The sequence below is a fragment of the Phaeobacter sp. G2 genome (assembly GCA_025163595.1).
Classification (GTDB): domain Bacteria; phylum Pseudomonadota; class Alphaproteobacteria; order Rhodobacterales; family Rhodobacteraceae; genus Pseudophaeobacter.
Genome location: CP104100.1, coordinates 904,982 through 919,192, shown reverse-complemented (window position 1 = coordinate 919,192; position 14,211 = coordinate 904,982). Strand labels below are relative to the sequence as shown.

The window sequence follows — 14,211 nt, the reverse complement described above, 5'->3', positions numbered from 1 at the left end:
AATCAGTCGGCCGAAATCAACCGCCTGTTACTAATGGCCCTCAAAGGCCACCTTGATCTCGTTTAGGGAGCGCGCAGCGCCAGCGGCGCCAGGCCCAACTGTGAGTGGGATCGCAGATCACATGGAACAGGCGGGAGCACGCCCTTTGCAGGCCAAGACAGCAGGGCTTGGCCTGCAACTGTGCCATTTCTATTGTTGCGCGCGCACTATTGCGTCATGATCCTTGGTGGAGCAACCAGAGGCCACACATGCGCAAATTCCTAGTTGTACTAGACGACAGCCGTGAATGTCTGAATGCAATGCGATTTGCCGCGATGCGCGCGGCAAAAACCGGCGGCGGTGTCGCCATTCTTTCGGTCATCCCACCGGATGAATTTAATCATTGGATTGGCGTCGGCGAAGTCATGCGGGAAGAAGCCCGCGAACGTATCCATGCCCATTTTGAAGTTTTTGCAAAATGGATGCGGGATCGCCAAGGGGTCGATCCGGAACTGATCATTCGCGAAGGCAAGGCCGTGCCCGAGATAATGGCCCAGATCGAAGCGGATGCAGAGATTGGCGTCTTGGTTCTGGGCGCAGGCGATGATCGAAAGGGCCCAGGCCCGCTGGTCAGCCAGCTGAGCAAATCTTCCGGCAACCTGCCTGTGCCAATCACTATTGTGCCCGGAGATCTGTCCAAGGAACGCCTGGATGCCATTACCTGAAGGTGACAAACGGTCCAAGATCCGGGCCAAGGCAGAACGAAGGGTTTCCCAGCCTGGCGCTGGCTGTGCAGAGATGCCAAGCCAGACGGCCTAGGGAACGCTGCGAAACAAAGAGCCGGAAGACACCCGCAAAAGGGATTGCACTGCCCGGCAATCCAATTTAGAATTATTCTAAACCTTGACTTGATGCCCCTTCGGGCGCATATCCCTCAGACGCTTTTTGGAGGCCCGAGATGTTCATTCAGACTGAATCCACACCGAACCCGGCAACGCTGAAATTCCTGCCAGGGCAGACTGTTCTGGACGCTGGGACCGCTGATTTCCCCAGTGCCGATTCGGCCGGAAGCTCGCCGCTGGCCAGCCGCATTTTTGCAGTCTCTGGCGTCGCTGGTGTTTTCTTTGGCAATGATTTTGTCACCGTCACCAAATCAGAAACAACCGAGTGGGACCACATAAAGCCTGCCATTCTCGGCGCCATTATGGAACACTATCAATCTGGTCAGCCCATCGTCAGTGCTGGCGAGGAACAGGCCTCGGGCCATGCGGAACACAGCGGTGAAAACAGTGAGATTGTCGACCAGATCAAAGATCTGCTGGACAGCCGTGTACGCCCTGCGGTGGCGCAAGATGGTGGCGACATCACCTTCCACGGCTTTGACCGTGGAGTTGTCTACCTGCATATGCAGGGGGCCTGTGCTGGCTGCCCCTCTTCGACTCTGACTCTGAAGATGGGGATCGAAAACCTGCTGCGCCACTATATCCCGGAAGTCACCGAAGTTCGCCCCGTCGCGGTCTGACCCGACCTGATGCCGTCTGGCGCCGCCACCCTCCGCCGTGCCAGCTGCCCGACACCGGCGGGTGTGGCGGGGAGAGCCTGTTAAAGTGGAGACCTAATGAATACCTCTCCCCTGGTTCTAGGTTTTGACACCTCGGCCGCGCATTGCGCGGCCGCATTGCTGCGTGGCGATCGCCTGTTGGCGGAACGGTTTGAAGTACACAGCCGTGGACAGGCAGAACGGCTGATGCCGCTTCTCGAAGAAATCCTGGCAGAGGCAGGACTGACCTGGTCCGATCTGGATGCCATTGGGGTTGGTATTGGGCCGGGGAATTTTACCGGCATACGGATTGCCGTGGCCGCAGCCCGGGGGCTGTCCCTGGGGCTTGGCGTTCCAGCAGTTGGGATTGATGGGTTTGACGCCCGCGAAAAACACGGGGCTTTGGCCGCCGTTCCCGCGCCCCGCGCCCAGGTTTACGCCAGCCTTGACGGGCAAGCGCCGCGTCTGATGCCCGAAAGTGAGGCCAGCGATGCCGCGCGCAGCGCCGGGCTGATCTTTGCGCCTGAGGCCTCTCCGGTGGATTTGGCACAGCGCATCGCAGAACTGGCGGGTAAGCGCTACCTGGACAGCCCTGCCCCCCCTGCGCCGCTGTATCTGCGTGCGGCAGACGCCGCCCCGGCACGAGATCTGCCGCCACAATTGATAGATGGGTAACGCCCCCTCCCCAATGGTTCTGGCGCAAATTCATGCCGCCGCCTTCACCCAGTCTCGCCCGTGGTCACAAGACGAGTTCACCGCTCTTCTGGACAGTCCGCTGTGCTTTGCCTGCGGCGATGGCCGCAGCTTTGCCCTGGTGCGGGTTATCGCCGATGAGGCCGAATTGTTGACCATCGCCACCGATCCCGCCTGTCAACGCCAAGGCCTGGCCCGCGCCCTGATGCAAGACTGGCAAACGCAGGCCCGGTTACGGGGCGCACAGACCTGTTTTTTGGAGGTTGCAGCAGACAATGACGCCGCCATTGGCCTGTATCTGTCACAAGGATTCGCCCGCTGCGGCTGCCGACGCGGCTACTATGCCCGTAAAAACGCCGCATCCGTCGATGCAATCGTCATGCGAAAAGAGTTACCTTAGGCAACCTGCACGGAATTCGCGCCAATGGGGCAAAAAGCGGTTGACCCCCTCCCCGGCCAAAGGGCTAAATTGCCACACCTATTAATAACAATCCCTGCTGGGCCAAGGTGATCCCTTTTGACGGATCATGTCTGACCAAAGCGCGGAAAAACAAAAACCGGGAGTATCCTAATGACGCTGATGAAATCCCTGATGGGCGCCGCAGCCACGCTGGCCCTTTCTGCTGGTGCGGCCCTGGCCGAGCCTGCGCTGATCTTTGACCTGGGCGGCAAATTCGACAAGAGCTTCAATGAGGCTGCCTTTGGCGGAGCCCAACGCTGGGCCGAAGAAACCGGCGGCACCTTCCGCGAGATCGAACTGCAATCCGAAGCCCAGCGTGAGCAGGCCCTGCGCCGTTTTGCTGAAGCCGGTGCCAACCCCATCGTCACCATGGGTTTTGCCATGGCTGATCCGCTTAGCTCGGTTGCGCCCGACTATCCCGATACCAAATTTGTTGTGATCGACGTCACCTGGCTGGACGCGCCAAATATCCGTCAGGTTGGCTTTGCCGAGCACGAGGGCTCTTACCTGGTTGGCATGATGGCGGCGATGGCCTCCAAATCCGACACCGTCGGTTTTGTCGGCGGTATGGACGTGCCACTGATCCGTCACTTTGGCTGCGGCTATGCCCAGGGCGTCAAAGCGGTGAACCCTGATGCAACGGTCATCGCCAATATGACCGGCACCACGCCTTCGGCCTGGAATGACCCGGTAAAAGGCTCTGAGCTGACCAAAGCCCAGATCAGCCAGGGTGCTGATGTGGTCTATGCCGCAGCAGGCGGCACCGGCGTTGGTGTGCTGCAGACCGCAGCCGACGAAGGCATCCTGTCGATCGGCGTCGACAGCAACCAGAACCACCTGCACCCGGGCAAGGTCCTGACCTCGATGCTGAAACGCGTTGACGTCGCGGTTTATGACGCCATGTCGGCAGGCGACGCAGTCGAAGCCGGTGTGTTCTCCATGGGGCTGGCCGAAGAAGGTGTTGGCTATGCGCTTGATGACAACAACGCCGCCCTGGTCACCGATGACATGAAAGCGGCAGTCGATAAGGCCCGCCAGCAGATCATCGACGGCGAGATCGAAGTTGTGTCTTACTATGCGGACAACAGCTGCCCTGCGCTGAAGTTCTAAACAGAAAGTCCCAGGCCATGACAACGTGTCTTCATACTTTGTTTTTGGCCTGGGCTGCCCCATCGCCCGAGCAGCGTGCTGCCATAACAGATGCAGCCATCGGGCCGAATTTTTATTCCTCCAATCCAAACGCACCAGACCCGGTCCTGGGTCGTCAGGCCTATCTGGGCCATATTGCCCAGATGTCGGCGACGCTGCCCGGTGCCACTGCCGCAGGCTGTATCGCCAGCGTACATAACGGCCACCTGCGTGCCATTCTCGATTTTGTCAAAGCCGGTCAACGCATGCTGCGCGACCAGTCTTTTGTGGAACTGGCACAGCACAGACTGCTGCGTGTGATTGGATTTTCAGGCATGGGAGAGCCCGATTGACCGCCCCCGCCATTGAACTCAAAGGCATCTCTAAATCCTTTGGACCGGTTCAAGCAAACAAAGACATCTCGATCAGCGTCGCCCCCGGCACCATACACGGTATCATTGGTGAAAACGGCGCTGGAAAATCCACCCTGATGAGCATCCTTTACGGGTTCTACAAGGCCGACAAGGGTGAGATCTGGATCAACGGCAAACAGACCGAGATCCCCGACAGTCAGGCCGCCATTGTGGCCGGTATCGGCATGGTTTTTCAGCATTTCAAACTGGTGGAGAATTTCACCGTTCTGGAAAACATCGTGCTGGGCGCCGAAGACGGCGGCCTGCTGATGCCCTCGCTGACCAAGGCCCGCAAGATCCTCAAGGAGCTGGCCGCGGAATATGAGCTGAACGTCGACCCGGATAAACGCATTGATGAGATCGGCGTTGGCATGCAACAGCGGGTAGAGATCCTCAAGGCACTCTACCGGCAAGCGGATATTCTGATCCTGGATGAACCCACCGGGGTGCTGACGCCGCCAGAGGCCGACCAGCTGTTCCGCATCCTTGGTCGGCTGCGCGCCGAAGGCAAAACCATCATCCTGATCACCCACAAGCTGCGCGAAATCATGGAGGCCACCGATACGGTCTCGGTTATGCGCCGGGGGCAAATGACCGCTACGGTCAAGACCTCTGAGACCAGCCCCGAACATCTGGCAGAGCTGATGGTGGGGCGTAAGGTTTTGTTACGGGTTGATAAACTGCCTGCCAAACCTGGCAAGCCAGTCCTGGAAATCGAACAGCTGCGCATCGTGGACGGCGCCGGGGTTGAGCGCCTAAAAGGCATCGACCTGACCGTGCACGCCGGGGAGATCCTCGGCATTGCGGGCGTGGCGGGCAATGGCCAGTCTGAGCTTATGGAAGTCTTGGGCGGTATGCGTAGCGGCGAGGGTTCGATCAGGCTCAATGGCGCTGCGCTGCCATTGCACGGCGCAGGCTCTGATGCCCGTGCCCGACGCGCGGCCCACGTGGCTCATGTGCCCGAGGACCGCCAGCGCGAAGGGTTGATCATGGATTTCCACGCCTGGGAAAACACCGCCTTTGGCTATCACCACGCGCCTGAGTATCAGCGCGGCCTGTTGATGAACAACGCCGCAATCCGCGCCGATACCGAAGCCAAGATGAAAAAGTTCGATGTCCGCCCGCCGGACCCCTTGCTGGCGGCCAAGAATTTCTCGGGAGGCAATCAACAAAAAATCGTGGTCGCCCGCGAGATCGAGCGCAACCCGGATCTGCTGCTGATCGGCCAACCCACCCGGGGCGTTGATATCGGCGCCATTGAGTTCATCCATAAACAAATTGTCGACCTGCGCGACCAGGGCAAGGCAATCCTACTGGTTTCAGTCGAACTGGAAGAGATCCTGTCGCTGGCCGACCGTGTGGCGGTGATGTTTGACGGAATGATCATGGGCGAACGCATCGTGGCTGAAACAGATGAAAAAGAGCTGGGCCTGATGATGGCCGGCGTCGCGGGGGAGGCGGCGTAAATGGAAAAAATGCCAAAATGGGCCGATGTCGTTCTGATCCCACTGATCAGTCTGATGCTTGCTGCGGGCCTCTCGGCGCTGGTGATCCTTGCCATTGGCGAAGACCCGGTTGCAGCGGTCAAGCTGATGGTCGACGGGGCGCTCGGCTCCAGCTATGGCTGGGGTTATACGCTGTATTACGCCACCAATTTCATGTTCACCGGCCTTGCGGTGGCGGTTGCCGCCCATGCCGGGCTGTTCAACATCGGCGGCGAAGGCCAGGCGATGCTGGGGGGCCTGGGGGTTGCGGTGATCTGCCTGTTCATTCCCTGGCCACATTGGACCCTGGCGCTGTTGTTTGCCTGCCTTGGCGCGGGCCTGTTCGGCGCAGCCTGGGCCGCCATTCCGGCCTATCTGCAGGCCAAACGCGGCAGCCACATCGTCATCACCACCATCATGTTCAACTTTATCGCCGCAGCGGTGCTGAACTATGTGCTGGTCAATGTGCTGAAACCCGCCAGCTCGATGGATCCGGCCTCTGCCAGGTTCAGCGAGACCGTACATCTGCCCACCCTGCATGAGCTGCTGGCGCCGCTAGGCATCGCCTTTTCCAAATCCGCCCCCGCCAATGTCAGCCTGCTCGTGGCGGTTTTTGCCTGCCTCGCTGTCTGGCTGCTGATCTGGCGGACTTCGCTGGGGTTTGAGATCCGCGCCTTTGGACGATCCGAAGCCGGTGCTCGCTATGCCGGCATCTCGCCCGTCAAAATCACCATCATCGCCATGATGATCTCTGGTGCCCTGGCGGGCATGATGGCCACCAACAACGTCATGGGCGAGGCAGAGCGCCTGGTGCTGAACGCCACCGAAGGCGCTGGTTTCATCGGCATCGCCGTGGCCCTGATGGGGCGCAACCATCCCTTTGGCGTCTTTCTGGCAGCGATCCTTTTTGGCTTTCTCTATCAGGGCGGCGCCGAGCTGGCGCTTTGGACCAAGATCCCGCGCGAGCTGATCGTGGTCATTCAGGCTCTGGTAATCCTCTTTACCGGGGCGCTGGACAATATGGTGCGGATCCCGCTTGAGAAGATCTTCCTCGCCTTCCGCAAGGAGCCAAGCTGATGGATTTTCTCACTCTGATCCAGGTGCTGGACAGCACCGTGCGTCTGGCGACACCGCTGTTGCTCGCCTGTCTGGCCGGGCTCTATTCGGAACGTGCAGGCATTTTTGACATCGGCCTTGAGGGCAAGATGCTGATGGCGGCCTTTTTCTCTGCGGCCATTGCTGCCGTGACGGGCAATGTCTGGCTGGGGCTGCTGGCGGGTATTGCCTCTTCCTTGCTGCTCTCTGGTTTGCACGGGCTGGCCTCGATCACCTTCCGTGGCAACCAGCTGATCTCTGGCGTTGCCATCAACTTCCTTGCAGCTGGCCTGACCGTGCTGATTGCCCAGGATTGGTTCAAACAGGGCGGCCGCACCCCCTCTTTGCTCAGTGGTGGCCGTTTTGAAGGTCTGGAATGGCCCTTTGCCATCGGCCCAGAGGATGCGGCGGCAACCGGCAGGCCGGTGTCCCAGCTGATGAAGGAAGCCGGCCCTGTGCAGCAGGTCTATTCCGAGCTGCTCTCCGGCCACTCCATCCTGGTCTATCTTGCCTTTCTGGCGGTGCCTGCAACCTGGTGGATCCTGTATCGCACCCGGTTTGGCCTGCGTCTGCGGGCGGTGGGGGAAAACCCTGCGGCGGTGGACACGGCTGGCGTTTCGGTTGTGGGGCTGCGATTTGCCGCTGTCGCCATCTGCGGGGTGCTCTGTGGCATCGCTGGCGCCTATCTGGCCACCGCGCTCCAGGCCGGTTTTGTGAAAGACATGACCGCCGGGCGTGGTTTTATCGCACTTGCCGCGCTTATCTTTGCCAAATGGCGCCCCTGGCAAGCCATGGGAGCCTGCCTGCTCTTTGGCCTGCTGCAAGCCATCGCCCTGCGGTTCCAGAACATCGAGCTTGGCCCGATCGTGGTGCCAGTGCAGGCGATGGATGCCCTGCCCTATATCCTGACCGTGGTGATTCTTGCGGGGTTTGTCGGCAAGGCCGTGCCGCCCCGCGCAGGCGGTGAGCCCTACGTGAAAGAACGATAGGTCCCACTCCTGCCGGAAACACATACAGGCCCGCCCAGCTAACATCTGAGCGGGCCTTTTTGGTTGGGCTTTGCCCCCTGTGATCCCAGTGTCACGATTAGGTCCAGTTTTGCTTTCAAGATCAATCCTGCGTGCTGCACAGCGGCATCCTAGTTGCTTTTCTTGCACCGCTGCGGTCTAACTTATTTATGCAAGTTTACCTTCCCATTGCCGAGGTATCGGTCGACGCCTTCCTGCTGCTGGGCCTCGGAGGCCTTGTCGGCATTATGTCCGGCATGTTCGGGGTTGGTGGGGGCTTCCTGATGACCCCCTTATTGTTCTTCATAGGCATTCCACCCGTTGTCGCGGTGGCTACCGGCGCAACCCAGCTTGTTGCGTCGTCCTTTTCGGGCGTCCTGGCCCATTTTCGGCGACGCACGGTCGATATCAAAATGGGGCTGGTCCTGCAGGCGGGGGGCCTCATCGGCGCTGGCTTGGGGGTGATTGTATTCAACTACCTCAAAAGCCTGGGTCAGGTCGATTTGCTGGTCACCCTTTTTTATGTGGTCTTCCTGGGCATTGTTGGCACGTTGATGTTCATCGAAAGCCTGAACGCTATTTTCAAATCCAGACGCGCAGGCGGGGCTCCCGCGCCCCGGCGGCAACGTGGCTGGGTTCATGCCCTGCCATTCAAAATGCGCTTTCGCACCTCGGGTCTGTATATCTCGGTGATTCCGCCCCTCATGGTTGGGGTCGTGGTGGGCATCCTGGCCGCGATCATGGGGGTCGGCGGCGGTTTTATCATGGTGCCGGCAATGATCTATATTCTCGGCATGCCCACCAAGGTGGTCGTTGGCACCTCGCTGTTCCAGATCATCCTGGTCACCGCCTTTACCACCATGCTGCATGCCACCACCAACTACACCGTGGATATCGTGCTGGCGGTTCTACTCTTGGTTGGCGGCGTCATCGGCGCCCAGATCGGCACCCGCGTTGGGGTCTTTCTCAAAGCTGAGCAACTGCGTATTTTGCTGGCTTTGATGGTCATGCTGGTCTGCACCAAACTGGGCCTTGATCTTCTGCTCATGCCTAATGAGCTCTACTCCCTTGGCGCAGCAGGAGGGCATTGACCATGGTCCGTTCCGCTTTCCTCGCCGCCTTTCTGGCACTGTCCACGCTTATCTGCCTGCCCTCCCCCGGTCAGGCCGTTGAGGAAGAAGTCGTGCTTGGCCTGAGCCAGGACCGTGTTGCCATTACAGCAGATTTTGACGGATCAGAGATTCTGATCTTTGGCGCCGTGAAACGGCAATCGCCAATCCCGGAAGGCCCGCCGCTGGAGGTCATCGTTGCGGTCTCTGGCCCCAATTCGCCAGTGACAGTGCGGCGCAAGGCAAAACGCATGGGCATCTGGGTCAATACCGAAAGCGTCATCGTTGACTCCGCCCCCAGCTTTTACGCCATTGCCACCAGCGCCCCCTTCTCCGAGGTGATCTCAGACACCGAGGATCTGCGCTACCGGGTGTCCATTGCCCGCGCCATCCGCTCGGTCGGGGCCGCAATGAACATCGCCGACGCCCAGGACTTTGCCGATGCCGTTGTGCGCATTCGCGAAGACGAAGGGCTGTATTCCCTGCGTGAAAACACCGTGGCCGTTGACCAGCAAACCCTGTTTCGCAGCGCCATAGACATGCCTGCGGATGTCACCGAAGGACACTACGCCGCCCGGATCTTCCTTACCCGTGCAGGCCGCGTTGTCTCCAGTTTTGAAACCGAAATCGACGTGCGCAAGGTTGGTCTTGAGAGGTTTCTCTACGGTCTGTCACGGGAACAACCCTTTCTCTATGGGCTGATGTCTCTGGCCATCGCAGTCGCGGCCGGCTGGGGAGCCTCAGCTGCTTTTCGCCTGCTGCGCAACAACTAACTGACCAAAGCTCAGCCTCTTTTTGTTTGACCAGCGGTCAGTCTCTTTCGTTTGACCAGAGGCCTGTTTTCTTTCGTTTGACCAGAGGTCAGTCCTTTTCGTTTGACCAGAGGTCAAGGGCCGCTTAGCGGCCGCGCCCCAGCGCGGTTCACCCTTGAGGTCAGGTCAAACAGAATACTCTGGAACTGGCTCTGATCGGGCATACTGCCAGATCAGAGCCTCTCAGCAGATTTTCTGTTGCGCCGCGCGTCAGCGCGGCGCCGGGCCCAACGGGATTTGCGGCGCGCAAGCGCAGCGCATCCGGGCGGGAGCCCCCCTTGCACTGGTCTGGTGCACAGATCTGATACACAGATCTGACCTGAGCATTCCAAAGCAATCAGCCGCGGCCGATATAGGGCATCTTGGTTGCCATCACCGTCATAAACTGAACATTGGCCTCTGGCGGCAATTCAGCCATATGCAGCACCGATTTGGCCGCATCTTCCACCGCAAAACTTGGCATCGGCGCCGCCTCGGGGGCAGCCTCGGCCTGGCGGGCGCTCAGGTCTTCGACCATCGGTGTGCGGGCATTGCCGATATCAATCTGGCCACAGGCGATATCAAAGGCCCGCCCATCCAGAGACAGGCTGCGGGTGAGGCCGGTAATGGCGGATTTGGTCGCTGAATAAGGCACCGATCCCGGCCGTGGTACATGGGCGGCGATAGAGCCATTGTTGATGATGCGCCCGCCCTGCGGTGTCTGGCGGCGCATCTGGCGAAAGCTTGCCCGGGCGGCAAGGAACATACCATTGAGGTTCACATTCACCGAGGCATACCAATCCTCCAGGGCAATTTCGTCGATACTGCCACCGGGGGTAAAGATCCCGGCATTGTTGAACAAAACATCCAACCGGCCGGTGGCCATGACAAATTGATTGACCGCATGATCCACGGCGGTGGCATCGGTCACATCCGCCGGCAGAACCGTGGCATTCACATGCCCCATGGCGATTTCTTCCAGCACCTCCTGGCGGCGCGCCAAAAGACCAACCTGCCAGCCTCTGGACAGGCAGAGCTCCGCCACGGCCCGGCCAATGCCAGAACTCGCCCCGGTGATCAGAATGGTTTTTGCACTGTCAAAACTGCTCATAACAGCGATGCCTCCTCTTGCATTTCCAACGTCAGAGCCGCCGCCGGGGCAGCCTTCAAATCGTCCACCCGCAGCGGTCCCGTTGGTTTGGACAGCCGGTTGCGCACCACCCAGATCAGGCGCTCCTGCGCCCGGGTGATGGCCACATAGGCCAGGCGTTTCCACAGCGGCTGCCCCGCCTCCACCCGCCCCATACGGGCGGCGGCATAGATATCAGGCGCAAAGACCTGGGTAGTATCCCACTGCGAGCCCTGCGCCTTGTGGATGGTCACCGCAGCGCCGTGCAAAAAGGTGGCGCCCATGCGGGCGGCATAGGGAATAAAGGGCTCTTCCTCATCCGGCTTTTCAATTTTCACAATCGAGGCCGCCGAGACCTGCGGGTCTTCGGCCCCCATCACATGCAGACGCGAAAACCCCGGCTTACGCCCTGGCCCCAAATAGACCACCTGGGCGCCCTTGATCAGTCCGCGCGCCTCCAGGTCGAGCCGCTTCTTGCGGTGTTTCAACGGCAGCTCCAACCCGTCACAGATCAAAGGCTCGCCCTCGGCCAGGGCATCCTCTGGCGCGCCATGTACCCTGCGAAAGGCATTGATCAGCCGGATACGGGTGGCATTGCGCCAAACCAGCACCGGGCTGCGCGCCATTAGATCGACTTCGACCCGCTGCCCCCAAACCACGCGCTCATCGCGCTTGGCGGTTTCTTCGATCATCCGTTCAAAATCATCAAACCCCAGCGCCGGATCCGCCAGCGCATGGGCAAGATCCAAAATGGGATTATCCGCCTCCTGGCGGTGGACCCGATGCAGCACCAGCTGGCGCGGCTCTGGCAGGGTTTCAAACACCATCGACCCAGATTGATTGACCGGCGCCAACTGCGCCGGATCTCCAAACAGCACCAGATTGGGAAAGATCTCTTTCAGATCCTCAAACTGGCGGTCATCCAGCATCGAGGCCTCATCGACAAAACCGATATCCAGCGGATCTTCGCGCCGTTTCCAACCGGTGATAAAATCGGATCCCCGCAGTCCCGCAGCGGCAAGCGCCCCGGGAATAGATTTGTTTTTCTCATAGAAGGCCGCCGCCCGCGCCAAAGCCTCTTCTGTCAGGCCATCGACCTCGGGCAGCTCACCATTCCCGGCGAGCCATTCGGCGATCCGTTCATATTCCGGGTCATAAACCGGCGTGTAGAGAATGCGGTGAATGGTTGTGGCTGGAACCCCCCGCAGCCGCAAAACGCTGGCCGCCTTGTTGGTTGGTGCCAGGATCGCCAGCGACCGGCGCCCGGTCTTTTTGCGGCTTTCATAATCGCCCGAGACCACTTCGACACCGGCCTTTTCAAGCGTTTTATACAGCTCGGCCAGCAACAGCGTCTTGCCTGAGCCCGCCTTGCCAATTACCGCCATTACCCCGGCCTCCCCCATGGGAGGCTGCAGCAGACCGTCCTCCAAATCCACCCCGGCCTGGCGCAGCAAAGCCGAAACACTGTCAAAGGCAACGGCCTGATCATCGGAGAATTTTACGGTCAAATCTGTCATGGCGCGACACTATCCCGGCGGGGTCGGCGACACCAGCGCAACCGACCCCCTGTTCTTAATCTTCATCCGCCCATGTCTCTGCCAGAATCACCCGGTCAGGCGCATCGGCGCCGCAGCAGAAGTGCTGCCTAAGGAGCGATCAAACCACAGCTGAGACATTTCCGGCGCGATACCTGCCCGCCGTGCCACCCGCTGATAGGCCTGCACGTTGTATTCCCATAGGCCAAGGCTGATCCTGTCGCGACCAACACCCGCAGATTTGATGATCTCGGGACTAAAGCCAAGACTGCGGTAGATCCGCACCATACGGCGATCAAACACCCCGGCAAAATGGGAAACGGCGAGGTTTCGCATGATCTCCAACCCTGCCAGCGTCAGCGCGCCGGCCACATTTCCGGTCGCCTCCCGCGACAGGCAGAACCGGGTACATTCCCAGATCAAAGGACTGGAAATCGGATTGCCGCCGGTCAGGTTCGAAAACACATCATTGACCATCACCGGCCCGGTTGTTGGCAAAAACCGCATCGAGCCCCCATGACGGCCATCGGGCATTTCCCAGATCACATAGAGCGGGTTCAGCGCGTCATATTGATCGCGCTCCTCGCCCTGGCGGTCCACCTGGACATCCCAGCCCAACCTGGTTTGAAACTGATCAGCACGATCCACAAACATCGAATGGGCCAAATCGGCATGGGCATTCAAATCACCTGCATAGACATAGCGTAGCATTTCATAAGTCCCCTTTTGCTAGAAACACGAGGGGAGCCTACGCCCGCAAAGCGAGTCCGCCCAAGGCTCAAGAGACCCTCAAAGCGGAATAGTTAACGCTGCTAAGTGCAAGTATTTGAAATCAAGCGTTAGATAATCACCATTCCGCAGCTCACTGCGCGGGCAATGGCATGGGTGGTGTTCAGCGCGCCCAGCTTGAACCGCGCACTTTCAATATAGACCCGCAGCGTGTGCTCGGAAATCGACAGGGTCTTTGCAACCTGCGCCCGACTGTATCCAATGCCCAACAGGGTCAACGCATCCAGTTCGCGGGGGGATAGGGGCTGTGCCTGCTCTGGTGCGCGGTCGGGTTCAAACTCCAGAGCCTTGCGATTGAAGTAATGCCCAATCAGGATCAAATCGCGGCTGTTCCGGTCGATGAAGTTGTCCCAGATTGCATCCTCGCAATGATGGCTGACCGAGAACAAGGCAAACTGACCATTGGGGCCGCGAATAGGGACCGAATAGCCCTGGTTGCCGACACCATGTTCCATCGCGGCCTGAAAAAACTCGCGCGCGGGTTTGGTGGACCAGTCAAGACGCCGCCAATCCACAGGATGGAAGCGCTGATAACATCCGGAAACAACCGGGTCGATGCGGGTGTAGTTCTTGTCCTGATACTGTTGGGTCCACGCATCCGAATAGGTGCCAAAATAGTAATGATCCCCAGCACTATCGACCCAATGATACATCGCGTGATCAATGGCAAATACCTTGCAGATACTTTCAATGATACCCTGCAGCCCCTCAAGGGTCTGTGTAGCGTCCAACGCCGTCAGTATCTTGTCCAGTTCTGTTTTGGTCGTCATGGCGTCACATATCACTCTGCTATGGAAGTAATACGACCCACTTCACGCGCCGAACTCTCGACGCAGGACCCGTCCTCCTCATTTCCCGTTTCTTTTTTCTTCACTAAAGTCTCTCAGGTCAACGAATTCGTTGCTCCTTTGCCCATTTCTTGGGCACTACAGTCCCTAAAACCACAAGACCTTCAAGCCGATAGGAAAAAAATTGCAGGTCTGGCTGATCACCTGTCCGGCAGATCAGCTGTCTGGCTGCCCACCCGTCTGGCTGCCCATATCTGAGGCTGGCCGGACC

Annotated in this window: 15 protein-coding genes; 11 read left to right on the top strand and 4 right to left on the bottom strand. The window is 59.3% G+C overall.

The window, feature by feature from the left end:
• Positions 1-248 precede the first annotated feature (248 nt).
• The 11 genes from N1037_04545 (at position 249) to N1037_04495 (ending at position 9,681) form a co-directional block, all read left to right on the top strand.
• A complete protein-coding gene (locus N1037_04545; protein ID UWS80307.1) occupies positions 249-704 on the top strand; it encodes a universal stress protein in 456 nt (151 codons plus the stop codon).
• 233 nt (positions 705-937) lie between these two features.
• A complete protein-coding gene (locus N1037_04540; protein ID UWS80306.1) occupies positions 938-1,501 on the top strand; it encodes a NifU family protein in 564 nt (187 codons plus the stop codon).
• Between the two features lie 96 nt (positions 1,502-1,597).
• A complete protein-coding gene (gene tsaB, locus N1037_04535; protein UWS80305.1) occupies positions 1,598-2,194 on the top strand; it encodes a tRNA (adenosine(37)-N6)-threonylcarbamoyltransferase complex dimerization subunit type 1 TsaB in 597 nt (198 codons plus the stop codon).
• Complete coding sequence (gene rimI / locus N1037_04530) at positions 2,187-2,612, top strand: ribosomal protein S18-alanine N-acetyltransferase (GenBank protein UWS80304.1); 426 nt, start codon at positions 2,187-2,189, stop codon at positions 2,610-2,612. The genes tsaB and rimI overlap by 8 nt, the downstream gene beginning before the upstream one ends.
• A 171-nt stretch (positions 2,613-2,783) precedes the next feature.
• Positions 2,784-3,782 carry a BMP family ABC transporter substrate-binding protein gene (locus tag N1037_04525; GenBank protein ID UWS80303.1) on the top strand — a complete coding sequence of 333 codons (999 nt, stop codon included), beginning with the start codon at positions 2,784-2,786 and terminating at the stop codon, positions 3,780-3,782.
• Positions 3,783-3,799: 17 nt separating this feature from the next.
• Positions 3,800-4,153, top strand: a complete 354-nt coding sequence (locus N1037_04520; GenBank protein ID UWS80302.1) for a nuclear transport factor 2 family protein — start codon at positions 3,800-3,802, stop codon at positions 4,151-4,153.
• Entirely contained in the window at positions 4,150-5,679 is a 1,530-nt protein-coding gene (locus tag N1037_04515) for an ABC transporter ATP-binding protein (GenBank protein ID UWS80301.1), read from the top strand. The genes N1037_04520 and N1037_04515 overlap by 4 nt, the downstream gene beginning before the upstream one ends.
• Positions 5,680-6,774 carry an ABC transporter permease gene (locus tag N1037_04510; protein ID UWS80300.1) on the top strand — a complete coding sequence of 365 codons (1,095 nt, stop codon included), beginning with the start codon at positions 5,680-5,682 and terminating at the stop codon, positions 6,772-6,774. It begins immediately after the preceding gene.
• Positions 6,774-7,781, top strand: coding sequence for an ABC transporter permease (locus tag N1037_04505; protein UWS80299.1), 1,008 nt, complete (start codon positions 6,774-6,776; stop codon positions 7,779-7,781). Before N1037_04510 ends, N1037_04505 begins: the two co-directional genes overlap by 1 nt.
• Before the next feature lie 188 nt (positions 7,782-7,969).
• Positions 7,970-8,890: a sulfite exporter TauE/SafE family protein gene (locus tag N1037_04500; GenBank protein ID UWS80298.1), complete on the top strand. Its 921-nt coding sequence runs from the start codon at positions 7,970-7,972 to the stop codon at positions 8,888-8,890.
• Between the two features lie 2 nt (positions 8,891-8,892).
• The gene (locus N1037_04495; protein UWS80297.1) at positions 8,893-9,681 is read left to right on the top strand and encodes a TIGR02186 family protein; all 789 of its coding nucleotides are present in this window, start codon (positions 8,893-8,895) and stop codon (positions 9,679-9,681) included.
• Positions 9,682-10,057: 376 nt separating this feature from the next.
• Here the strand turns inward: N1037_04495 and N1037_04490 are convergent, their stop codons facing one another.
• From N1037_04490 to N1037_04475, 4 genes are all read right to left on the bottom strand, one after another.
• Positions 10,058-10,810, bottom strand: a complete 753-nt coding sequence (locus tag N1037_04490) for an SDR family oxidoreductase (protein UWS80296.1) — start codon at positions 10,808-10,810, stop codon at positions 10,058-10,060.
• Positions 10,807-12,345: an AAA family ATPase gene (locus N1037_04485; GenBank protein UWS80295.1), complete on the bottom strand. Its 1,539-nt coding sequence runs from the start codon at positions 12,343-12,345 to the stop codon at positions 10,807-10,809. The genes N1037_04490 and N1037_04485 overlap by 4 nt, the downstream gene beginning before the upstream one ends.
• An 87-nt stretch (positions 12,346-12,432) precedes the next feature.
• A complete protein-coding gene (locus tag N1037_04480; protein ID UWS80294.1) occupies positions 12,433-13,074 on the bottom strand; it encodes an autoinducer synthase in 642 nt (213 codons plus the stop codon).
• A gap of 128 nt (positions 13,075-13,202) precedes the next feature.
• Positions 13,203-13,922, bottom strand: a complete 720-nt coding sequence (locus N1037_04475) for a LuxR family transcriptional regulator (protein UWS80293.1) — start codon at positions 13,920-13,922, stop codon at positions 13,203-13,205.
• Positions 13,923-14,211 lie beyond the last annotated feature (289 nt).

Bases quoted from the DNA above. Each gene is read 5' to 3' on its own strand.
- N1037_04485 (UWS80295.1), bottom strand. From the start codon at position 12,345: ATGACAGATTTGACCGTAAAATTCTCCGATGATCAGGCCGTTGCCTTT.
- N1037_04500 (UWS80298.1), top strand. From the start codon at position 7,970: ATGCAAGTTTACCTTCCCATTGCCGAGGTATCGGTCGACGCCTTCCTG.
- N1037_04475 (UWS80293.1), bottom strand. From the start codon at position 13,922: ATGACGACCAAAACAGAACTGGACAAGATACTGACGGCGTTGGACGCT.
- tsaB (UWS80305.1), top strand. From the start codon at position 1,598: ATGAATACCTCTCCCCTGGTTCTAGGTTTTGACACCTCGGCCGCGCAT.
- N1037_04545 (UWS80307.1), top strand. From the start codon at position 249: ATGCGCAAATTCCTAGTTGTACTAGACGACAGCCGTGAATGTCTGAAT.
- N1037_04490 (UWS80296.1), bottom strand. From the start codon at position 10,810: ATGAGCAGTTTTGACAGTGCAAAAACCATTCTGATCACCGGGGCGAGT.
- N1037_04525 (UWS80303.1), top strand. From the start codon at position 2,784: ATGACGCTGATGAAATCCCTGATGGGCGCCGCAGCCACGCTGGCCCTT.
- N1037_04510 (UWS80300.1), top strand. From the start codon at position 5,680: ATGGAAAAAATGCCAAAATGGGCCGATGTCGTTCTGATCCCACTGATC.
- N1037_04495 (UWS80297.1), top strand. From the start codon at position 8,893: ATGGTCCGTTCCGCTTTCCTCGCCGCCTTTCTGGCACTGTCCACGCTT.
- N1037_04540 (UWS80306.1), top strand. From the start codon at position 938: ATGTTCATTCAGACTGAATCCACACCGAACCCGGCAACGCTGAAATTC.
- N1037_04505 (UWS80299.1), top strand. From the start codon at position 6,774: ATGGATTTTCTCACTCTGATCCAGGTGCTGGACAGCACCGTGCGTCTG.
- N1037_04520 (UWS80302.1), top strand. From the start codon at position 3,800: ATGACAACGTGTCTTCATACTTTGTTTTTGGCCTGGGCTGCCCCATCG.
- rimI (UWS80304.1), top strand. From the start codon at position 2,187: ATGGGTAACGCCCCCTCCCCAATGGTTCTGGCGCAAATTCATGCCGCC.
- N1037_04480 (UWS80294.1), bottom strand. From the start codon at position 13,074: ATGCTACGCTATGTCTATGCAGGTGATTTGAATGCCCATGCCGATTTG.